The 20,814-nt window shown below is 55.7% G+C and carries 19 protein-coding genes; 13 read left to right on the forward strand and 6 right to left on the reverse strand.

All coding sequences use genetic code 11. From position 1 onward, the window contains the following. Positions 1–34: 34 nt before the first annotated feature. Positions 35–730, forward strand: coding sequence for a HipA domain-containing protein (locus ACR0MQ_RS16775; RefSeq protein WP_480609526.1), 696 nt, complete (start codon positions 35–37; stop codon positions 728–730). 62 nt (positions 731–792) lie between these two features. On the opposite strand, the gene ACR0MQ_RS16780 is transcribed toward ACR0MQ_RS16775, so the two are convergent. Further along, a complete protein-coding gene (locus ACR0MQ_RS16780; RefSeq protein ID WP_010443368.1) occupies positions 793–1,422 on the reverse strand; it encodes a response regulator transcription factor in 630 nt (209 codons plus the stop codon). A gap of 218 nt (positions 1,423–1,640) precedes the next feature. On the opposite strand from ACR0MQ_RS16780, the gene ACR0MQ_RS16785 reads away from it, so the two are divergent. From ACR0MQ_RS16785 to ACR0MQ_RS16825, 9 genes are all read left to right on the forward strand, one after another. After that, a complete protein-coding gene (locus ACR0MQ_RS16785) occupies positions 1,641–2,882 on the forward strand; it encodes a pyridoxal-phosphate-dependent aminotransferase family protein (RefSeq protein ID WP_480609529.1) in 1,242 nt (413 codons plus the stop codon). Positions 2,883–2,910: 28 nt separating this feature from the next. Beyond that, positions 2,911–4,107, forward strand: coding sequence for a malate--CoA ligase subunit beta (locus ACR0MQ_RS16790; protein WP_170775620.1), 1,197 nt, complete (start codon positions 2,911–2,913; stop codon positions 4,105–4,107). After that, on the forward strand, positions 4,107–4,997 hold the full coding sequence (gene sucD / locus ACR0MQ_RS16795; RefSeq protein ID WP_170775622.1) for a succinate--CoA ligase subunit alpha: 891 nt from the start codon (positions 4,107–4,109) through the stop codon (positions 4,995–4,997). Before ACR0MQ_RS16790 ends, sucD begins: the two co-directional genes overlap by 1 nt. Continuing rightward, entirely contained in the window at positions 4,997–5,968 is a 972-nt protein-coding gene (locus ACR0MQ_RS16800; RefSeq protein WP_480609533.1) for a 2-hydroxyacid dehydrogenase, read from the forward strand. The genes sucD and ACR0MQ_RS16800 overlap by 1 nt, the downstream gene beginning before the upstream one ends. Next, the gene (locus tag ACR0MQ_RS16805; RefSeq protein ID WP_480609537.1) at positions 5,968–8,598 is read left to right on the forward strand and encodes a phosphoenolpyruvate carboxylase; all 2,631 of its coding nucleotides are present in this window, start codon (positions 5,968–5,970) and stop codon (positions 8,596–8,598) included. Before ACR0MQ_RS16800 ends, ACR0MQ_RS16805 begins: the two co-directional genes overlap by 1 nt. A 21-nt stretch (positions 8,599–8,619) precedes the next feature. Next, positions 8,620–9,915, forward strand: coding sequence for a serine hydroxymethyltransferase (glyA, locus tag ACR0MQ_RS16810; protein ID WP_480609540.1), 1,296 nt, complete (start codon positions 8,620–8,622; stop codon positions 9,913–9,915). Between the two features lie 17 nt (positions 9,916–9,932). Then, positions 9,933–10,910, forward strand: coding sequence for an HpcH/HpaI aldolase/citrate lyase family protein (locus ACR0MQ_RS16815; protein WP_480609544.1), 978 nt, complete (start codon positions 9,933–9,935; stop codon positions 10,908–10,910). Positions 10,911–10,917: 7 nt separating this feature from the next. Continuing rightward, a complete protein-coding gene (locus tag ACR0MQ_RS16820; protein WP_480609547.1) occupies positions 10,918–12,201 on the forward strand; it encodes a glycerate kinase type-2 family protein in 1,284 nt (427 codons plus the stop codon). A 596-nt stretch (positions 12,202–12,797) separates the two neighbouring features. Continuing rightward, positions 12,798–13,454: a helix-turn-helix domain-containing protein gene (locus ACR0MQ_RS16825; protein ID WP_170547530.1), complete on the forward strand. Its 657-nt coding sequence runs from the start codon at positions 12,798–12,800 to the stop codon at positions 13,452–13,454. Here the strand turns inward: ACR0MQ_RS16825 and ACR0MQ_RS16830 are convergent. Genes ACR0MQ_RS16830 through ACR0MQ_RS16850 form a run of 5 tightly spaced genes read right to left on the reverse strand, consistent with a single transcriptional unit; the run spans position 13,432 to position 17,794 of the window. Continuing rightward, positions 13,432–13,929: a GNAT family N-acetyltransferase gene (locus ACR0MQ_RS16830; RefSeq protein WP_480609550.1), complete on the reverse strand. Its 498-nt coding sequence runs from the start codon at positions 13,927–13,929 to the stop codon at positions 13,432–13,434. The genes ACR0MQ_RS16825 and ACR0MQ_RS16830 overlap by 23 nt on opposite strands. 27 nt (positions 13,930–13,956) lie before the next feature. After that, a complete protein-coding gene (locus ACR0MQ_RS16835) occupies positions 13,957–15,024 on the reverse strand; it encodes a heme-dependent oxidative N-demethylase family protein (protein ID WP_319544383.1) in 1,068 nt (355 codons plus the stop codon). Between the two features lie 13 nt (positions 15,025–15,037). Further along, positions 15,038–16,000, reverse strand: a complete 963-nt coding sequence (locus ACR0MQ_RS16840; RefSeq protein WP_480609553.1) for a PDR/VanB family oxidoreductase — start codon at positions 15,998–16,000, stop codon at positions 15,038–15,040. Continuing rightward, positions 15,997–16,593 (reverse strand): dimethylamine monooxygenase subunit DmmA family protein, encoded by a 597-nt coding sequence (locus tag ACR0MQ_RS16845; protein ID WP_480609556.1) that lies wholly within the window; start codon positions 16,591–16,593, stop codon positions 15,997–15,999. The genes ACR0MQ_RS16840 and ACR0MQ_RS16845 overlap by 4 nt, the downstream gene beginning before the upstream one ends. 55 nt (positions 16,594–16,648) lie before the next feature. Next, a complete protein-coding gene (locus ACR0MQ_RS16850; protein ID WP_319544380.1) occupies positions 16,649–17,794 on the reverse strand; it encodes an aminomethyl transferase family protein in 1,146 nt (381 codons plus the stop codon). 342 nt (positions 17,795–18,136) lie between these two features. On the opposite strand from ACR0MQ_RS16850, the gene ACR0MQ_RS16855 reads away from it, so the two are divergent. The 3 genes from ACR0MQ_RS16855 to ACR0MQ_RS16865 all read left to right on the forward strand — a co-directional run bounded on the left by ACR0MQ_RS16855 (position 18,137) and on the right by ACR0MQ_RS16865 (position 20,814). Continuing rightward, complete coding sequence (locus ACR0MQ_RS16855) at positions 18,137–19,510, forward strand: ammonium transporter (protein WP_010437788.1); 1,374 nt, start codon at positions 18,137–18,139, stop codon at positions 19,508–19,510. A gap of 12 nt (positions 19,511–19,522) precedes the next feature. Further along, positions 19,523–19,738 (forward strand): hypothetical protein, encoded by a 216-nt coding sequence (locus tag ACR0MQ_RS16860; RefSeq protein ID WP_010437786.1) that lies wholly within the window; start codon positions 19,523–19,525, stop codon positions 19,736–19,738. Between the two features lie 146 nt (positions 19,739–19,884). Then, positions 19,885–20,814, forward strand: a complete 930-nt coding sequence (locus tag ACR0MQ_RS16865) for a class II glutamine amidotransferase (protein ID WP_480609559.1) — start codon at positions 19,885–19,887, stop codon at positions 20,812–20,814.

A 20,814-nucleotide genomic window follows, 5' to 3' on the forward strand; every position in this document is an offset into this window, starting at 1 on the left:
AACCCTGCGCAACCTTGCGAGCGCGCCCCTTGGCTTGGACGCAGGCGACGACTTCCGCATTTCCATAGTAGGGGCGCAGGAGAAAACGGCGCTGCTGCGCTTCGATGGCGTGTGGATCCGCCCGTCCGGGCTCACCCCTACAACCCATATCCTCAAAACCCAGCTTGGTGTTCTGCGCGCAGGGATCGATTTATCCGACAGCGTCGAGAACGAGTATTTCTGCATGAGCTTTTGTCGCGCCATGGGAATGGAGGTGGCGGAGATCGCGATTGCCGACTTCGAGGACGTGCGGAGCCTTGTTGTGACACGGTTTGATCGGCCTTGGGCCAAGGATGGTCGATTGATCCGCCTCCCGCAGGAAGACTTTTGCCAAGCGCTCACATTCCCGCCTAGCCAGAAATACCAACTAGACAGTGGGCCGAGGATCAAAGAAGGCGTCGGGTTGCTAGCGGGTAGTGATGACCCCGAGGCAGGTCAACGCGCGTTCTTCCGCACACAGGTGCTGTTTTGGCTCTTAGGAGCGACAGACAGGCACGCCAAGAATTTCAGCGTTGCTTTGCGTCCAGGCGGATTCCGCATGACCCCGCTCTATGATGTGCTAGGCGCCCAGAAAGCCGTAGATGACGGTCAATTTCGCCAAAATCGGATGCGTCTTGCGATGGCGGTCGACGACGGACGGCTGCCTTTCATGCGGTATGATCAGCAGATCATGCTGCCACTTTTAACATAGTTTACCTTACCCACCGGAATTGCGAGATCGCTAGTAGATGCTCGGCCATAGGCGCAATTTGGTTAATCTGAGGCTGCGCCAGAAGAATAGTAGAAAGCAATCGCTTGCGTCCTGTTTTTAACCGAGAGCTTTTCATAGATGTTGCTCAGGTGAAATTTGACGGTATTTGTCGAGATTTGCAGGTCCTTCGAAAGTTCGCGGTTGGATAGGCCCTTGGCCAGCGCTTCAAGGATGACGCGCTCTTTGCGGGAAAGGCTGTGAATTGGGTCCTGCTGCATCTTCCGTACATCGATGAATGGAAACACCATTTTACCAGCCGCCACGTCCGCGCAAGTTTCCAGCAATACTTCAACCTCACCCGACCGGGATGCGAACCCTGCCGCGCCTGCCTGCATGGCGAGGCGCGGAACATCTCCGACCTCATCGCCATAGATGACAAATCGGGGTACGTTTTCCTGTTCCCGCAGAACTTCGATCAATTTGGCCGCACCGAGAACCGGCAAATTCCATGCAATTACGCAAACCTTGACTGGTACCCTCATGACCGCGCCCAGAAACCCTTCGGCGGTGGCTGATGTGGCAACTAGAGAGAATCGCGGATCACGTTCAAAAATCTCCGACATGGCCGACAACACCAGCGGATTGTTGTCGGCCAACATAACGTCAATCGGTTGTTGTGGAAGCTCTGACATTGATTTTACATCCAAAATTCAAATTTACTACCCATTCGTATAGGTTTAAAATTAGTATACTCTAGTATTCTTGCCAAAACGGGTAGGTTTTTCCCCATTCTATTAGAAGTCCTAAAGCAGTAGTAAGTTACGTTGCGTGCCGATGCAAGCAAGGCTTTCCTGATCCACAACACGGTATTTGGGTGTGGCTGAACACCCCAATGATCAAGGAGGATCGAATGAATTCCCAGATTTATCCCACGCTCAAAATCCCCCAGACCTTGGCTGCCGGCCCGGGACCGGGCAATACCGACGCCCGCGTTCTGCAGGCATTCGCAAGCGCAGGGGTAGCTGACCATATGCAGGGTGATGTTTTGCGCGGCATGGTCGAATGCAAATTCATGCTACGCGAGATCTGGGGCACCTCGAACATCTATACCTTCGCGGTCGCGGGCACCGGTTGGAGCGCGCTGGATACCATGTTTTCGGCCGTCATGCCCGGCGACAAGGTTGTTGCATTCAACAACGGCACCTTTTCAGGCATCGATACACTGACCCTCAGGATCAAGGCGGCAACACCGGAGGAGCATGCCGCCAACCCGCTGGACCCGCAAGCGGCCAGCGTCACCGTGATCGATGTACCGCATGGTCAGTCGGTAACCGGCGACATGGTCGAGGCTGCACTGGCCGAGCATAGACCAAATTGGGCGTTCATGGCCCATTGGGAAACGGGCTCTGGCCGGATAAATGATCTGCGCGGGTTCTCCGATGCTTGTGAACGCCATGGCGCTATGGGTCTGATCGACGCTGTTTCGTCTCTGGGTGTCGAGGATTTTCAAATTGATGACTACCCGGGCATCGCAGGCTGGGCGTCTTGCCCGCAAAAGGGCCTGTGCTGTCTGCCGCTGACCTACGCACCGGTCAGCTTTACGGACACTTATATCGACAGCCTGAAATCTTCGGGTGCTTATAGCTATGTCCACAATCCCATTTTCGAAGCCCGTCATTGGGGCATCGTTGATGGCGAGGACGTCGAGAAAGGCACCTATCACCGGACCCATTCCGGGTACGCTGTGGCCGCCTTCCATGAATCCCTTCGTCTGACGCTGACTGAAGGATTGGCTAAGCGGTCAGCCTCGTACCGCACACATGAAAAGGTGCTGCGTGACGCCGTTACCGCAATGGGATGCGAGGTGACCTCAGACATGCCCAGTCTTCTGGTCCTTAATCTGCCACCGGAACTGGCGGGGCGCGAGATGGAGCTTGTGCAGAATTGCCGTGCGCGTGGGTTCGGCATCTGGCCGACGCTCAGCGCACCGGTACAGGTCCGGATCGGCATCCTCAATCAACTCAATCGCCAGGCGATTAGTCAGATCATCCGTTTGTTCGCAGACGCGATGCGAGAACTTGGTGGCAACGTCGATTTCGAGGAGATCGAGGCGCTGCTCGAAAGCCGATACGGCACGTCGATTGCGGCCTGATCACACTGCATGAACGGGAGGAATGCAGATGGATATTCATGAGTACCAAGCGAAAGAAGTTCTTTCGAATTTCGGTGTTGCCATACCATCCGGCGCGCTGGCCTACAGCCCCGAGCAGGCGGCCTACCGCGCGCGTGAGCTGGGTGGGGACAAGTGGATTGTCAAAGCCCAGGTGCATGCAGGCGGCCGAGGAAAAGCCGGCGGTGTCAAGCTGTGCGACAGCGAAAACGAGATCCACGCAGCCTGCGACGAGATGTTCGGGCGCAAGCTGGTGACCCACCAGACAGGGCCGGAAGGAAAAGGCATCTACCGCGTTTATGTCGAATCCGCCGTGCCGATCGATCGCGAGATCTATCTGGGCTTTGTTCTGGACCGCTCCAGCCAGCGCGTGATGATCGTCGCCTCTTCGGAAGGTGGAATGGAGATCGAAGAGATCTCGGCTGAACGCCCTGACAGCATTGTCCGTTCAATCGTGGAACCCGCCGTCGGGCTGCAGGAGTTTCAGGCACGCGAGATCGCCTTCAATCTCGGGCTGGAACCCCGTCTGGTTCAGCAGATGGTCCGGACGTTGCAGGGCTGTTATGCCGCGTTCAGCGAACTTGACGCGACCATGGTCGAAATCAACCCGCTGGTCATCACAGGGGATGACCGTGTACTGGCGTTGGACGCCAAGATGAGCTTTGACGACAACGCCCTGTTTCGTCATCCGCAGATCGCCGAACTGCGCGACAAAAGCCAGGAAGACCCGCGCGAAAGCCGCGCGGCGGATCGGGGGCTTTCATACGTCGGTCTCGAAGGCAATATTGGCTGTATCGTGAATGGTGCTGGTCTGGCCATGGCCACGATGGACACAATCAAACTGGCGGGTGGCGAGCCCGCAAATTTCCTGGACATCGGAGGCGGGGCGTCGCCGGAGCGTGTAGCCAAGGCCTTTCGCCTGGTTCTGTCCGACAACAATGTCCAGGCGGTTTTGGTCAATATCTTTGCCGGTATCAATCGCTGCGACTGGGTTGCCGAAGGTGTCGTGCAGGCACTTCGAGAATTGGAAATCGACATCCCCGTTATTGTGCGGCTAGCCGGGACAAATGTCGAAGAAGGCCAGAAGATCCTCGCCAAGTCCGGCCTGCCGATCATCCGCGCCACAACGCTAATGGAAGCCGCCGAACGGGCCGTGGGCGCATGGCAGAACGATCTGACCCAAAACACCAAGATGAGGGCCGTGTAATGAGCATTCTCCTCGACCGCGACACGCGCGTTATCGTGCAAGGTATCACTGGACGCATGGCGCGCTTTCATACCAAGGAGATGCTGGAATATGGCACAAATGTCGTAGGCGGTGTCGTTCCCGGAAAGGGAGGGGAAACCGTCGAGGGCGTTCCGGTATTCGACACCGTCAAACAGGCCGTCGAGGCGACCGGCGCAGATGCCAGCCTTGTGTTTGTCCCGCCGCCTTTTGCTGCGGATTCCATCATGGAGGCCGCCGACGCAGGTATCCGCTATTGCGTTTGCATCACCGACGGCATTCCGGCTCAGGACATGATCCGCGTCAAACGCTACATGTATCGCTATCCCAAGGACAAGCGCATGGTGCTGACTGGTCCAAACTGTGCCGGAACGATCAGCCCCGGCAAGGCTCTGTTGGGGATCATGCCCGGGCATATCTACCTGCCGGGCAATGTCGGCATCATTGGCCGCTCGGGGACACTTGGCTATGAGGCTGCGGCGCAGTTGAAGGAGCGTGGTATCGGAGTTTCGACCAGCGTCGGCATCGGCGGTGATCCCATCAACGGTTCCTCATTCCGTGACATTCTCGAACGCTTTGAATGGGATGAAGACACCGAGGTTATTGCCATGATCGGCGAAATCGGCGGGCCGCAGGAGGCTGAAGCGGCTGAATACATCCGCGATCACATCTCGAAACCCGTCATCGCCTATGTTGCTGGTCTGACCGCGCCAAAAGGGCGGACTATGGGCCATGCCGGTGCGATTATCTCGGCTTTCGGTGAAAGTGCATCGGAAAAGGTCGAGATTCTGTCCGCCGCCGGTGTGACCGTTGCCGAAAACCCTGCCGTCATCGGTGAAACGATCGCCCGTGTCATGGGAAAGGCTGCGTGATGGTCAAGCCTTCGGTTCTTGTCACCCGTCGTTGGCCTGCTGCGGTCGAAGCGCAGTTGACCGAGAACTACAACGCTGTGCTTAACACCGGAGACAAACCAATGTCCCCGGCCGAATTCCGCGATGCGCTGAAAAGCTATGATGCGGTTTTGCCCACGGTTACGGACACGCTCAGCGCCGAGGCGCTGGACGTACCAACGGCACAGACCAAAATCCTCGCCAATTACGGTGTGGGATACAGCCATATCTGCGAACCATCGGTGCGCAATCTTGGGATGACCGTGACCAATACACCGGATGTCCTGTCCCAGTGTACGGCTGATCTGGCCATGACTTTGCTGCTGATGGTTGCCCGTCGCACTGGCGAAGGCGAGCGCGAATTGCGCGCTGGAAACTGGTCCGGTTGGCGTCCGACCCACCTTGTCGGCACGAAGGTCAGCGGCAAGACGCTTGGCATTATCGGCTTTGGACGGATCGGTCAGGAAATGGCGCGGCGCGCACATCACGGCTTTGGCATGAAAATTCTGGTCCAGAACCGTAGCGCAGTGTCGGCCGAGGTGCTGAAACAGTTCAACGCAGCACAGGTCGAAACGGTCGATGACTTACTGCCACAATGCGATTTCGTCTCTCTGCATTGCCCCGGAGGATCGACGAACCGGCACCTGATCAACGGGCGCAGGCTCGACCTGATGAAGCCTGACGCATTCCTTATAAACACCGCACGCGGCGAAGTTGTGGACGAGCACGCTCTGGTACAGTCGCTGATGTTCGACACGATTGGCGGTGCAGCGCTGGATGTCTTTGACGGCGAACCTCGGATCAGCCCGGACCTGCTGCAGTGCGACAATCTGGTAATGTTGCCCCATCTGGGCAGCGCCACGCGCGAATCCCGCGAAGCCATGGGGTTCCGAGTACTCGACAATCTCAGCGACTTTTTTGCGGGCCGCACTCCACGGGATCAGGTGATCTGATGCAAGCACTGGCGCGGAATATTCAGCCCACCCCAGAACCTTCGAACTATGCCGAAGGGTTGCGTTCGGAATTGCGGGTGTTGTGGCGGAACATTTTGCTGAAACGGGCGCCTCATGTAGCGACATGGGCCGAGTCTTCGCCGCTGCAGCCTATTCCCGCCGGACCCGAGGCGACTCCGTATTTGCAGGCCCTGTCGATCTGGTTCCAACTGTTGCGCATCATCGACGAAAACGCCGAAGTCAGAGATCGTCGCCTGGCCGAGACCAATAGCGGCCCCGAAGCGGTCGAAGGCGGGTTTTCCGAGGTGTTGTCCGACCTGTCCCTGACAGACAGCCAAATGGAAAAACTGACCGCTGATCTTAGTGCTGGCCCCACCCTGACCGCGCATCCAACCGAGGCCAAACGGGTCACTGTACTGGAAATCCACCGGCGGATTTATCGCAACCTTGTCAGTCTTGAAACGCAACGCTGGACCCCAACCGAGCGCGCCGAATTGCTGAAAGGATTGGAAGGTGAGATCGATCTACTGTGGCTGACCGGTGAACTTCGCCTGACGCGCCCAAGCCTGCGCGATGAAATCGAGTGGGGTTTGCAATTCTTCCGGGATGCAATCTTTGACGCCGTCCCGCAGGTCATGGATCGGTTCGATCAGGCCTGCTTGCATATGCTGGGAAAGACCCTGAACGAAACACCCGATATCCGCTTTCACAGCTGGATCGGCGGCGATCGGGATGGCAATCCGAATGTCACGACCGAGATGACCGCAGTGGCTTTGCAACGCGGGCGTGAAACGGTTCTGGACCTCTACCGTCAGGCCCTTGAACAGGCTGCAAGCAGGTTGAGTATCAGTGCCCTCATATTGCCGCTGCCCGATCTCAATAGGGCGCGTATACAAGAAATAATCAACCGGTTTCCAGAAGCTGGCCGCAATCGTAACGAACCCTTTCGGCAAGCTCTTAATGCCATTCGCCATCGGCTGACAGATGGCGGCTATGATCACATCTCACAATTTGTGAGTGATCTTGATGCGCTTGATAACGCATTGTGCGCGGTCAACGCCGATATTCTGGCACGACGGCATGTCCGCCCTTTGCGCCGAGCCGCAACGGTTTTTGGGTTCCGAACCACAACATTGGACATCCGCCAGAATTCGACCGTCACAACCGATGTTCTGGTCGAAATCTGGTCACAATCCGGCCAGGCTCCGGACTATGGCACGGCCGAATGGTCTGCCCGTTTGCGAACCGAATTGTCGGATCAGAACCTGCCTTATCAAAACCGCAACGCGCTGAGCGATCAGGCACAGGAATTGCTCGCCCTTCTGGCGTTGGTCTACAGCGTGCGATCAGAGCCAGATCCCAAGGCAATCGGTCCGTTCATCCTGTCCATGACCCGTTCTGCCGATGATATTCTCAGCGTCTACCTACTGGCCCGCTACGCCGGGTTTGGATCCGAAACTCTGGATATATCAGTGGTCCCACTGTTTGAGACGATTGCAGACCTGCGCAACGCTCCAGCGATCCTTCTGGATGTACTGGGCGTTCCACTTGCCCGCCGCAGCCTCAAAACCGGCGGTAACGTAATCGAGGTGATGCTGGGATATTCGGACAGCGGCAAGGATGGCGGCTATTTCTGCTCAACATGGGAGTTGGAGCGCGCCCAACGCCGGATTGTGTCGGCACTGGCTTCGCAAGGCTTCAAGGCCACATTTTTCCATGGTCGCGGCGGCTCGGTCAGCCGGGGCGGCGCACCTACCGGACGCGCCATAGCTGCGCAACCCAATGGAACGATTGCCGGACGGTTGCGCGTGACCGAACAGGGTGAGGTTGTTTCAACCAAGTATGCCAACCGCGGGACGTCTGTGGCGCATCTGGAATTGCTGCTTTCAAGCACGCTGCGCCATACAGCCAACCCAGGCGAAACCCCTGCCCGGCCCGAGTTCGACGATGCGCTGGATGCCTTGTCTGAACTGTCGCAGACAGCCTATGTCTCGCTTCTTCAGAGGCCGGGTTTTCTGGATTATTTCCAGCAGGCAAGCCCGGTCGAAGAGCTTGCCCGCCTTAAGATCGGGTCCCGCCCTGCCCGTCGGTTCGGCGCGGCCAGACTGGATGATCTGCGGGCCATTCCGTGGGTTTTCGCGTGGTCGCAGAACCGCCACCTGATCACCGGTTGGTACGGGTTTGGGGCCGCTATGGCTAGCTTCCGTAAATTCCGGGGCCAGCGCGGTGATGAAGTGTTGCAGGACATGTTTAAGCACTCCCGTCTGTTCCGTCTCGCCGTCGATGAGATGGAGAAATCGCTTTATCAGGCAGATATGAGCATCGCTGCGCAATACGGCGAGTTGGTGTGTGACGCGGAAATCCGCCAGAACATATCGCAGGCAATCGAAGCGGAATACGAAAGGGCCTGCAGAGCAGTACAGTTTCTGACCGGCGATCAGACCATCGGTCACCGTTTTCCTCGCCTGTGCGAGCGGTTCGATCGCAAACGGGCGGAACTGGACCGCATTCACGCACTACAAGTCGAACTGCTGCGACAAGCCCGAAGTGAGCTGCAGGCAGGATCGGTACCTGTGCCTTTGCTGCAATCCATGAACGCCATTTCCGCTGGCCTTGGCTGGACTGGCTAACCCTTTACAGGAGGTTTCAACGTGAACGCCCCGCAACGCACCCAAGGTTTCTTCACCCAATCCCTTGCCGATCGTGACCCCGAGCTATTTGGCTCGATCACATCCGAATTGGGCCGCCAGCGCGATGAAATCGAGCTGATCGCATCGGAAAACATCGTCTCTGCCGCTGTCATGGAAGCGCAGGGCTCGGTGATGACCAATAAATATGCCGAAGGTTATCCGGGCCGCCGGTACTATGGCGGTTGTCAGTTCGTCGACATTGCCGAAAATCTGGCTATCGATCGAGCCAAGCAGCTGTTCGGCTGCGAGTTCGCCAATGTCCAGCCAAACTCGGGCTCGCAGGCAAACCAAGGTGTCTTTCAGGCGCTGATCAAACCTGGCGACACGATTCTGGGCATGAGCCTGGATGCCGGCGGTCACCTGACCCACGGTGCAGCCCCAAACCAATCGGGCAAATGGTTCAACGCCGTTCATTATGGCGTACGCAAGCAAGACAATCTGATCGACTATGATCAGATCGAAGCGCTGGCCAAAGAACACCAGCCAAAGCTGATCATCGCGGGCGGTTCGGCCATTCCACGTATTATCGATTTTGCCCGCATGCGCGAGATCGCCGATATGGTCGGTGCGTATCTGCACGTGGACATGGCCCATATCGCAGGCCTGATTGCGGCGGGTGAGCACCCGTCGCCCTTCCCGCACGCGCACGTCGCGACCACCACCACGCACAAGACGCTGCGCGGCCCCCGTGGCGGCATGATCCTGACCAACGACGAAGCGATCGCGAAAAAGGTAAACTCGGCAATCTTCCCCGGTATTCAGGGTGGTCCGCTGATGCATGTGATCGCTGGCAAAGCAGTAGCGTTTGGCGAGGCGCTGCGGCCCTCGTTCAAGGACTACATCAAGCAGGTTATCGTGAACGCTCAGGCCCTTTCAGATCAACTGATCAAGGGCGGTCTCGACACCGTGACCCACGGCACCGACACCCATGTGGTGCTGGTCGACCTGCGCCCCAAAGGCGTTAAGGGCAACGCGACCGAGAAAGCATTGGGTCGTGCGCATATCACCTGCAACAAGAACGGCGTTCCGTTTGACCCCGAAAAACCAACTATCACCAGCGGCATCCGCCTTGGTTCTCCTGCTGGCACGACACGAGGTTTTGGAGAAGTCGAGTTCCGTCAAATCGCAGATTGGATCATCGAAGTTGTCGATGGTCTGGCCGCCAATGGCGAAGAAGGCAATGCCGCAGTCGAAGCAAAAGTCAAAGCCGAGGTCGCTGAGCTTTGCGCCAAGTTTCCGATCTATCCGAACCTGTAATACGAAGGACCCAAATCATGAGTTTTCATAACATCGACCAAGCCCCTGCACGCCTGAACCGCAGTGAACTGGCCGTCCCAGGCAGCCAGCCCGGAATGTTCGAAAAGGCTGCACAATCAGATGTAGATGTGATCTTCCTCGACTTGGAAGACGCGGTTGCGCCTGATGAAAAAGAACAGGCTCGCAAGAACATCATCGAAGCCCTGAACGATATCGAGTGGGGCAGCAAAACCATGTCGGTGCGGATCAACGGGCTGGATACACATTATATGTATCGCGACGTGGTGGACGTGGTCGAACAAGCCGGCGAACGCCTGGACCTTATCATGATCCCCAAGGTTGGCACAGCTTCTGACGTTTACGCGGTCGATATGCTGGTGACACAGATCGAGGACGCCAAAGGCTACAAGAAACGGATCGGGTTCGAACATATCATCGAAACTGCGCTTGGCATGCAGAATGTCGGCGAGATTGCGGCCGCCTCCAAACGCAACGAAAGTCTGCATTTCGGGGTTGCCGACTATGCCGCGTCTACCCGTGCCCGGACCACAATCATCGGCGGTGTAAACCCCGATTATTCAGTTCTGACTGACCCGGATGCTGACGGAGGACGCATGACGCATTGGGGCGACATGTGGCACTATGCGCTGGCTCGCATGGTGGTCGCCGCGCGCGCCAACGGCCTGCGCCCGATCGACGGACCCTTCGGCGATTTTCAGGACCCGGACGGTTACAAAGCCGCGGCAAAACGGGCGGCAGTTCTGGGATGTGAAGGCAAATGGGCCATCCACCCTAGCCAGATTGCCCTGGCTAACGAGGTCATGTCACCCTCAGATGCCGAAGTCACCAAAGCACAGCGAATTCTCGTCGCTATGGCCGAGGCTGAATCCGCGGGCAAAGGCGCCGTTTCTCTGGATGGTCGTCTGATTGACTATGCCTCAATCCGTCAGGCCGAAGTGCTGGTGGAAAAAGCCGGACAGATTGCTGCAGCTTGATCGCATCATGACTGTGCAATCGTCCGTATCGCTGCGCGACAGCGCCGCCGCCATCTTTGCCGAGGCCGTCGCAGCAGCAGATCCAGCGATGTCTCTGCGCCAACGGTTGCAATCAGACCCATTGCCATCACCAGAACATAGCGGGCGCAGCATCCTGATCGCAATTGGGAAGGCTGCCCCTGCCATGATGGAGGAGGCATTGCAGCATGTTCAGGGCGATCACGTCGCCCTGATTGTAACCCACAGCGACAACTGGAATGAAGTTCCCGGCGCGACGGTATTGACCAGCGGGCATCCCATCCCGAATGAACGCGGTTTGAAAGCCGGGCGACAGATCATCGCCTTGCTCAGCGCAGCACGTAAGCAGGATCAGATCATTGCACTGATCTCTGGTGGGGGGTCGGCCTTGGTCCCCGCGCCTGTTGATGGCTTGACTCTTTCGGACAAAATCGCGGTCAATGAGATTTTGCTATCTTCCGGGCTGGACATCGTTCGGATGAACCTTGTGCGTCAGCACCTGAGCCAGCTCAAAGGCGGCGGGTTTTTGCGGCACGGTTCGCCTGCCCCGATCACGGCGTATATCCTGTCGGATGTCATAGGCGATGACATTCGGGCCGTAGCCAGTGGACCAACTGCCTCACCAATCGGCAGCCACGCGGACGCCCGCAGGACCTGCATCGAGGCCGGAATTTGGCACCGGTTCCCAAAAGCCGCCCGTGCCCACCTGGAGAAGAGTATTCCTGAACGTTCTATAGCAGTTGAGGCGGCAAACAACCTGATTGGATCGAACACGATTAGTCTTGAAGCCGCGTTTCGCTGTGCAACGCAGATCTGTAGGGCTGAAATTGTGTCCGACGCGTTGATTGGAGACGTGTCCGATGCAGCCGAACAGATTTTTCAGGCAGCCATGTCTGCAAAATTTGACCAACCAACCGCCTTGCTGTTTGGTGGTGAAACGACTGTACGCCTGACAGGAACAGGTTGCGGCGGGCGCAATCAGGAATTGGCGCTGCGCGTCGCCCAATTGGCGCATGAGCGCACGATACCCGGCAACTGGGTTTTTCTTAGCGGCGGTACGGATGGCCGCGACGGCCCAACCCCGGCAGCTGGCGCGATAGTGGATGCAGGTACGATCGCCCGAATCCATGCGTCTGGACATGACCCTGCCTCCTTGTTGGCAAGCAACGATAGTCATAAGGCTTTGACGCTGTCGGGTGATCTTCTGATGACCGGAGCAACCGGAACCAATGTTGCCGACATTCAGGTTTTATTGCTTGGATCTAACGCGTGAAAGCGGGCGAAAAAAACGGCAGATCTTTAGATCCGTTATTAGCGATCTCCGGGTTTCTAAGTGATCAATGGTGCAGAGGCGTCGTGACATATACTTCGGGTCAACAAAGAAATCCTGATGTTCGAATTTCAAGCTGAGCAAGTGGCGGAGTTTCAGACGCCAAAGACTGCGAGTTGGTGAAGTCGGATTATTGATGCGGAGCGATTAACTGCCGGAGCGCAATCAGGCTTCCGAATGCTCAAGCTGGTAGCATGAACCGCTGTAGCCGAGTTGTAGACCAATAGCCATGTTTGGCTCTTTCCCGCTTTTGGATTATGAAATAGTTGCGTTCAGTACGAACATTAAGACTTATGGACGACCACGAATCCAGATTCAGTGTAATCTCATTTGCTATTCGCAACGGCTTTATGACTGAGGTTAGGCACGCTATCGGAAAGCCGTAAAACCATTGGATTTCGATTTCTAGTATTTTTCTGCCAGCATGAATATTTTACTAACAGGAAAAATTGATGCTATGGTAGCCCGAACTGGATTGGGTAATGCAGCTTGTCTTCTTGCAGAGCCCGTTTGGACAAGTGTAGCAAGACATTGAAAGAATGAAATTGAAAAATAACGACAAAGAAATGGCGACCAATCTGACACAGGACCCGCATTCTGTACGCTCGGGTGACAGAGAAAAAGTTCTTGAAGTTGCCATTGGTCGCGAGGTTCGTGCTTTTCGCAAACAGCAGAATACTACGGTTGCGGAATTGGCTCAGCTGACCGGATTGTCGATTGGTATGTTATCCAAGATCGAAAACGGTAACACATCGCCTTCCTTAACGACTCTCCAATCGCTCGCTGATGCGCTTTCAGTTCCTCTGACAAGCTTTTTCAGACAATTTGAAGAGCGCCGCGAGGCGGTTCATACCAGAGCAGGCGAGGGCGTCGAGTTAGAGCGCGAAGGAACACGCGCCAACCATCAATATAATTTGTTGGGGCATATTGGTGCCAATGGTTCTGGCGTAATTGTAGAGCCTTACCTGATTACCCTGACCGTTGAATCCGACGTGTTCCCAACGTTTCAACATGGCGGAATCGAGACGATCTACATGCTTGAGGGCGAGGTAGATTACCGACACGGCGACAAGATATACCACCTGAAACCGGGTGATACCTTGTTCTTTGACGCCGATGCGCCGCATGGACCGGAACGGTTGGTTAACCTGCCAGCACGCTACATTTCAGTGATCAGTTATCCGCAGACAAACTGATCGGCTTGCGTAACAAGAAATCCGTGGGTCTGTCATAGCCAACGTGGCTGCCGGCACCTACGATTGTAAACCCAAGCCTTGAAAACACGCGATGGTTTTCAGTGAGTTCCACGCGCGTTTCCAGTTCCAACGCTGATAGACCAAGGTCTGCTGCACGACTTGCAGCGTGATCTACTAATGTGCGACAGATACCCTGCCCCCGCATTCCTTCCTTCACCGCCAGTTTTCCAAGGTACAAAGTGTTCGCTTTGGGCGTCAAAAACATGCACGCAATAAGCGGTCGGCCCATGGCCCAGATTTCACCGCCTTTCCGACAATGCGCCTGCATCCCGCCCACGGTCAGACTATGGATAGAAGACGGAGGGTCGATCCGGGCATCCATGTACTGAAATGACGCGCGGAGCAGCGCAAGCGCGTCATACAATGCGGCATCATCTCTAGGAATTAGCCAAAGTGTTTTGTCCGGTTCAGTCATAAAGCCAAAACACTTCATAATGCTCGTTTATTTTGACAAAGGCGGTTCCGTTTCCAGATCCGGCCAGACTCCGGGGGAAGTCGGCAATCCATCATCAAACTGACTGAGGTAATCCAGCATCATTGGACGGTTGTCGATGAACCCTTTGTAAGTCGCCAGTTCAACCGGCAGATCACGTACAACGCGGTGCAGACGACGACCCCATTTTGGAACAGTCATCAGATCCTGAAAACTGCACAGATAGCAGCGGATCGGGAACACCAGCGCGTTGGACCGCGGCAGGCGGAAGAAGGTTTGCAACTCGACCCGAAGATGCTGTTTGTGGGCTATGTTTTCGGGCGTCAGTGTTGTCTTTTGGATGCCCCATTTGTGGTAGTTTTCCGGGCTGGTATCCAGCAGCGGGTTCACTGTCATGGTCCAGTTCAATCGGCGCGCCGGAGCGCCCTGTTGAATGTTCAACAGAAACTTCAGCGCACGCTTGAAAATCCCCATCTCATGTGCTTTTGGAACAGGTGCGTGCCATTCAAAAAAGTTCATGCCGATGTCGAAATCCAGGCTCCAGTCGGCCTGGGTCGTTACCATACCTGCGTCCATCCACAGCATCTCGTCCCGCTGGTCCAGCACTGCGAAATCGCCTTGCGCCTGACGAGTTATGTACTCCATCGGCCCGTAAGGCAGCGTGGTTTCATCCATGAAGGTAAAGCTGTGATCTATTCCCAATGGTTTGTTGATCCATCGCCACTGGTTGCCGTTGCGATGCAGCTCGAACAGGCCCGGATAGTCTTCGGATTTGCTAACCATGATCAGTTCCAACAAATCCCAGCCCGCCAAGGTCATATGCGGCAAAGACTGACAACGCAGCGGATCTTGGTCCAGAACAATCGCACGGTCTTTCATCTCGGACACGTAGTGTTCGTCCACATCAAACCGCATCTCGTAGACCGAACCCTCGGGGCCGCCCCGGTGCTGCTCCATGTTGACCGAATACATGTAGCTGTCTTCGTGAAACGGGAACGGAAAGCGTTTGATCGCCCATTCCGAGTTGTGGAACGTATAGTCGTCGCGGAAGGACTCATCGTTGAATTGAATGGTCATGTTGGGCCTCCTCTTAGCGGTCCAGCACAAGGGACTTGCCCTCGAAACGCGATACGCAAGGCATGATTTTCTTGCCTGCGGCTTTTTCTTCGTCCGTCAACCAATGATCGCGATGAACGAAATTGCCGTCGTGATCCAGCACAACTGTTTCGCATTGGCCACAGGCCCCGCCACGGCACAGATAAGGCGCATCCACGCCTTCGCGTTCGATGGCTTCCAGTAGGCTTTCGTTCTCACCCACATGAATGACTTTGTCCGATGTCGCCAAGCGCACTTCGAATGGTTTGCCCGGCTGCGGCGCCAGAAACTCTTCGTAATGCACGCAATCCTCGGGCCAGCCTTCGGCGGCAGCAGTGTCGCGCACCCAATCGATCATGCCCTTGGGACCGCAGACATAGACATGCGTGCCTAAAGGCTGACCGCTCAGCAGGTTTTCTAAATCGATCTGTTGATTTTGGTCGTCATAGTACAGATGTGTTTCGTTTGGATGCCGGTTTGTCAGTTGGTCGGCATAAGATGCCAACGCATTGTTACGACATGCATAATGCAGTTCCCAATGACCATGCAGAAGTTCAAGCTGTTTGATCTGCGCCAGAAACGGAGTAATCCCGATGCCACCGGCCAAAAACAGGTGTTTGCGGGCCCGCAGATCAAGCGAAAACAGGTTGACCGGATAGCTGATGGTCATCTCGTCGCCCAGTTTGACCTGACGGTGCATGAACAACGAACCACCCCTGCCCTGATCATCGCGCCGGACCGAGATGGTATAAGACGACTGATCGAACGGGTCGGACATCAGGGAGTAAGGGTTAAGCCGCGTGATGCTGCCATCCTGCATCTCGACGACGGTATGTGCGCCGCCTGAAAAGGTGGGCAATTGTCCGCCATCAACGCGTTCGAACCGGAATCGCGTCACCAATTCGTTCAGCGGGGTAATTTCGGTCACTTTGACCTGAATTTTCTCAGCACCACTCATTCGTAGATCCCCTTCGGCTCGGGCACGTTGCCATGGTCCTCGGCATCAACTCGGACGCCTTGATAGGCGGCAAGGCGGCGGGAATAGTGGTCGCGCACAAACAGGTTGAGCCCACAGTGCGCGCAGACAAACGGGTCAACTTCGACATCTTCGGTGACGCCTTTGCAATGTACACATTGCATCCGGCGTGCAACAGAACCGCGATGTTCGGTCTGAATCGCAGTATGCGGAAGGCCAACGGCCATCACCTCGTTCATGGCCTGCCCCATCATGCCTTCGGTGCCGGTCAGATAGACCTGCAACCCCATATGCGCGTCCTCCAATACACGGCGAATACGGTGCAGCGCGGCTGCATAAGACGGGCCCTCGTAGAATTGCGCAGGGTTCAGCGCCTGTAGCTTTTCTGAAAAATCCGTGCCTTTCGGGATGTAGATCAGATGGGTCTTAGCCATCAGGTCGGGTGTAGCTATGCCGAGAACGGCTTCGGCCCCTTCGGCCTCTGCAATCATGAGATGATGTTCACCTGAGCGAACCTCTAGCGTACCCCAGACTGGGCGGCTTGCGATTGACTTGGGAAATTCGAACTTTGACATTGTGCCCTCAAATAGGAAAAGGGCGCCACGGTGTGCCCGTTGCGCCCCCTGAAACTCAGCCTTTTGCAGTTCTAATCGATTTGTCTTGATCGTAGAACGGCATCTCTTCCGCAGTTGCCGCTATTTCTGTCCCATCGCCGTTGCGCACTGTCAACTCGGTGCCCGGCGAGGCACAGGCGACCGGCATCCGTGCGATACCCACATTGTGCCCATTAATTTCGGAATACATGCCAAAGGTGACAACACCGACCTTTTCACCGTTTTGCAGCAGGTCAGCACCCTCATCCGCCGGGGTGGTGCCATCCAGCTTGACACCATAGATCTTGAACCGCTCTTTGCCTTGCGAGGCATAGTGGTTCTCGGCGCCGATAAATCCGGTCTTGCCCGGTGAAACTGTGAATTCCAGACCCAGCTCCCAAAGCGTATCGCCGCATGTTTCATCGTCGAACGGATAAGTTTCTGAGTTGTCGCCGGGATAGAACAACAGGTAGCTTTCGGTGCGCAGCAAATCGAGCGTCGAGAACTGGACCGGAACAATACCCATGTCCTTGCCTTCGGCCAGGATGCTGTCCCACAGATGCACAGCGTGCTTGGCCTGGCAGAAAATTTCGTATCCGCGCTCGCCGGTGTAACCGGTCCGCGAGATCATCACCGGGCAGCCGTAAAGCTTGGTCTGCATAATGCCAAAATAGGCCAGATCCCGAATTCCGGGAACGTGTTTGGCCAGGAAATCCACCGCCACCGGCCCCTGCAGCGACATATCGTGCATGTCATCGTCAAAAATGACCGAACAATTCTTACCGGCGGCCACCGATGTCAGCTGTTCCATCCCCGTTCCGGTGCCGTGCACGACAAGCCACGTGTTCACTGACAGGCGATAGATGATGCAATCGTCGACAAATTTGCCCTCGGCATTCAGAATCGACGCATAGGTCGACCGGCCCGGCATGATTTTCTCCACATTCCGCGTGGTGACGCGGTCAATGACATAAGCCGCATCTTCGCCGACCACATGAACCTTTTTCAGCCCCGACACATCCATCAGACCCGCCTTGGTGCGGATGGCTTCGTAGTCCGCTTTGGCGCGTTCCGGGCTATGGTCATAGAACCATGCGGTTCCCATACCGTTCCAGTCCTCAAGCTCGCCGCCGATCTCGGCATGGCGCTGCGCAAGGGCGGACGTCCTCCAAAGAATGGCCATTGTTCAGCTCTCCCGTTGATTGCTTTTTTGTTGGCCATATTGAGGCCGATGTCAGATTGAAAATCAACACCCATGTGCAGATTTTTTTCCTGTTGGGAATATTGGGCTGCAATTTGTGCACCCTAGCACAAATTATCGAGAACGGTAAAAGTGGTTATTTATCAATGTTATGGGTTGTATTTTGACGGGTCTGAAAGTGCATGAACCAAATGCCTAAAAGATGTTTGCCCCACATATCTATTGACAGGTCGCCAATGAAATTGTCCCCTGAGTAGATAATTATTCCCAGCAGGAAATTCTTCGCAGAAAGATCTCCTGCTGCAACAACAGGGAGACTACGAAGTGGATGGTAATCTAAATGCACTAACGACGGTCTTTACCGAGTTCTACTACTGGGTAACGGTCGTTTTCATGTTCCTCATCCATGTGGGCTTTTGCATGTACGAGGTCGGTGCTAGCCGTGCCCGTAACCATATGCACACATTGATGAAAAACATCATGATCATCCCGCTGGTGACGGTCACGTTCTTCTTCTTCGGCTGGTGGATTTACTGGGCCTTTCCGAACTTTCCGTTCTGGGGCGGTTTAGATACCGAAGCGGGCGCTGCAAATCTGCCATGGGCCGACACCATGGCGACCAATCTGGGCGACAGAATCACCGGCGTCTTCTGGGCGGCGTTCCTGCTGTTCTCGTGGACGGCAGCCTCGATTGTATCTGGCTCTGTGATCGAGCGAATTAGATCTTCGGCCTTGTGGGTCCATGCCGTGATGATTGGTTCAGTCTGGTGGATCATCGACGCCGCGTGGGGTTGGCACTACGGCGGTTGGATGGTGCGCGTTCTTGGGTACCACGATGCTTATGCTTCCGGGGTTATTCACGCAATCGCAGGCGGCTATGCACTTGGGGTGATCATGGTTCTGGGTCCCCGCCTAGGCAAATTTGCCAAAGATGGTACGCCGCGGGATATTCCGCCGCATAACCCATGGTTGCTGACCATCGGGATATTCCTGATCTACACAGGTTTCTGGGGATTCTATGCCGCATGTAATGTCCCGGCGATATCTCCGGAGGCAATCGACGGTCAGATAACGGGTGTCACGTGGACCGCGACCAATATCTATCTGGCTCCGACTACGCTTTCCGCGATTACCTTCAACTTCCTGATGTCTCTGTCTGGCGGGTTGATGGCAGCGTATGTCATTTCCAAAGGTGACGCCTTTTGGACGTTCTCGGGCGGTTTGGCCGGTATTATCACCGCATCTGCCGGTAACGATCTTTATCACCCGGTGCAGGCAATGATCATCGCCGCGATCGGTGTCGTGATCGTGTACAAGCTGCACTATTGGGTCGAGCGTCGGTTCAAGCTGGATGATGCCGTTGGTGCCGTTGCCGTGCATGGCTATGCAGGGTTCGTTGGCCTGGTGATTTCCGGCTTTGTCCTGTGGGGAGTTCCTTCATCGCCATACGAAGGCTATGCAACGATCAACCCGGTCGGCCAGATCACCGGCGCGGTCATCATGTTCTTTGTTCTTGGCTTCTTGCCTGGTTGGATTCTTGCGAAAATCCAATCGGCCGCAGGTGTGCTTCGAATTCCGGAAGAAGTCGAACTTCAGGGCCTCGATTACGCTGAACACCATGCCTATGAAGACGCCAAAGCCGCGATCATTGCAGCCGACAAAGAAGAACTGGCTGCCCGTGGCGTACCAGCTGAGTAAGGGAGAAAAAGAATGTCTACAAATGGATATACAAGCTGGGCTGTTGATCTGGCCGAGGTCGGACCGATCTATCCCTTCCAAGGTTACGAAGTCCTTATGGTCATCGTGGGCGTCGTATTCTGGATAGGTTGGCATCGCATCCAATTTGTCCGAGAAGGTGAACACCTCGAGAAGGCCCGCCACACTGGCGACGAAGAAAAAGTGAAAGCACAGCTGGAACGATACTGATCCAGCTTTGAAAGCTGGCAATGGGCATATATCTAAACTCTTGCCCATTGCCTCTCAGGAAAATTTATTTCCTATGATTATTGATGTCCGTTTGAATTGTTGGTACCGTAGAATCATAGCGAAACACACAAGGAGATCTGCCAGCCATGTGCGGAATTGTTGGACTATTCCTCAAAGACCAGTCTCTTGCGCCCCAACTGGGCAATATGCTGACAGACATGCTGATCACGATGACGGATCGCGGGCCCGACAGCGCGGGGATAGCGATTTATGGCAAGGAATCAGGTGGTAAGACCAAGGTGACACTGCAGTCGCCCAATCCCAAGGACGACTTTGCCGGTCTAGCCGAAGAGCTGGGGCAGCACTTGGGCGTGGTGGTAAGCCAGACTGATAATGACACGCACACAGTTCTCGACATTCCAGCAGCGCAGTTTGAAGCAACACGGGCCGCGTTGGCGGAAATCCGGCCTTCAGTCCGGATCATGAGCCGGGGCGAGATGCTGGAGATTTACAAAGAGGTGGGCCTGCCCAAGGACGTGGCCGCGCGCTTTGACATAAGCAGTATGAGCGGCACACATGGCATTGGCCACACTCGCATGGCTACAGAGTCTGCCGTGACGACGATGGGCGCGCACCCGTTCAACACCGGGCCAGATCAGTGTCTGGTTCATAACGGCTCGCTGTCGAACCACAATTCATTGCGCCGCAAACTGCGCCGTGAAGGTGTAGTGATCCAAACCGAGAATGATACCGAGGTTGGAGCCGCCTATCTGACCTGGAAGATGATGAACGGGGCCACCTTGGGTGAGGCGCTGGAAAGCAGCCTTGAGGATCTGGATGGCTTCTTCACCTTTGTCGTCGGCACCAAGGATGGGTTCGGCGTGGTCCGCGATCCGATCGCCTGTAAGCCTGCGGTGATGGCCGAAACCGATCAATACGTGGCCTTTGGCAGCGAATATCGGGCGCTGGTGAACCTGCCAGGTATCGACGAGGCCCGCGTCTGGGAGCCGGAGCCAGCAACGGTTTACTTCTGGTCCCACAATGACAGCCCCACGACCAACGAAAAGGCCGCATGA

The organism is Ruegeria sp. AN6 (assembly GCF_056540425.1).

What these genes read in the sequence shown, in the direction of transcription:
- ACR0MQ_RS16805 (WP_480609537.1), top strand. Translation starts at nt 5,968, where the DNA reads ATGCAAGCACTGGCGCGGAATATTCAGCCCACCCCAGAACCTTCGAAC.
- ACR0MQ_RS16840 (WP_480609553.1), bottom strand. Translation starts at nt 16,000, where the DNA reads ATGAGTGGTGCTGAGAAAATTCAGGTCAAAGTGACCGAAATTACCCCG.
- ACR0MQ_RS16845 (WP_480609556.1), bottom strand. Translation starts at nt 16,593, where the DNA reads ATGTCAAAGTTCGAATTTCCCAAGTCAATCGCAAGCCGCCCAGTCTGG.
- ACR0MQ_RS16785 (WP_480609529.1), top strand. Translation starts at nt 1,641, where the DNA reads ATGAATTCCCAGATTTATCCCACGCTCAAAATCCCCCAGACCTTGGCT.
- ACR0MQ_RS16815 (WP_480609544.1), top strand. Translation starts at nt 9,933, where the DNA reads ATGAGTTTTCATAACATCGACCAAGCCCCTGCACGCCTGAACCGCAGT.
- ACR0MQ_RS16850 (WP_319544380.1), bottom strand. Translation starts at nt 17,794, where the DNA reads ATGGCCATTCTTTGGAGGACGTCCGCCCTTGCGCAGCGCCATGCCGAG.
- ACR0MQ_RS16800 (WP_480609533.1), top strand. Translation starts at nt 4,997, where the DNA reads ATGGTCAAGCCTTCGGTTCTTGTCACCCGTCGTTGGCCTGCTGCGGTC.
- ACR0MQ_RS16835 (WP_319544383.1), bottom strand. Translation starts at nt 15,024, where the DNA reads ATGACCATTCAATTCAACGATGAGTCCTTCCGCGACGACTATACGTTC.
- sucD (WP_170775622.1), top strand. Translation starts at nt 4,107, where the DNA reads ATGAGCATTCTCCTCGACCGCGACACGCGCGTTATCGTGCAAGGTATC.
- ACR0MQ_RS16820 (WP_480609547.1), top strand. Translation starts at nt 10,918, where the DNA reads ATGACTGTGCAATCGTCCGTATCGCTGCGCGACAGCGCCGCCGCCATC.
- ACR0MQ_RS16865 (WP_480609559.1), top strand. Translation starts at nt 19,885, where the DNA reads ATGTGCGGAATTGTTGGACTATTCCTCAAAGACCAGTCTCTTGCGCCC.
- ACR0MQ_RS16860 (WP_010437786.1), top strand. Translation starts at nt 19,523, where the DNA reads ATGTCTACAAATGGATATACAAGCTGGGCTGTTGATCTGGCCGAGGTC.
- ACR0MQ_RS16825 (WP_170547530.1), top strand. Translation starts at nt 12,798, where the DNA reads ATGAAATTGAAAAATAACGACAAAGAAATGGCGACCAATCTGACACAG.
- ACR0MQ_RS16830 (WP_480609550.1), bottom strand. Translation starts at nt 13,929, where the DNA reads ATGACTGAACCGGACAAAACACTTTGGCTAATTCCTAGAGATGATGCC.
- ACR0MQ_RS16780 (WP_010443368.1), bottom strand. Translation starts at nt 1,422, where the DNA reads ATGTCAGAGCTTCCACAACAACCGATTGACGTTATGTTGGCCGACAAC.
- ACR0MQ_RS16790 (WP_170775620.1), top strand. Translation starts at nt 2,911, where the DNA reads ATGGATATTCATGAGTACCAAGCGAAAGAAGTTCTTTCGAATTTCGGT.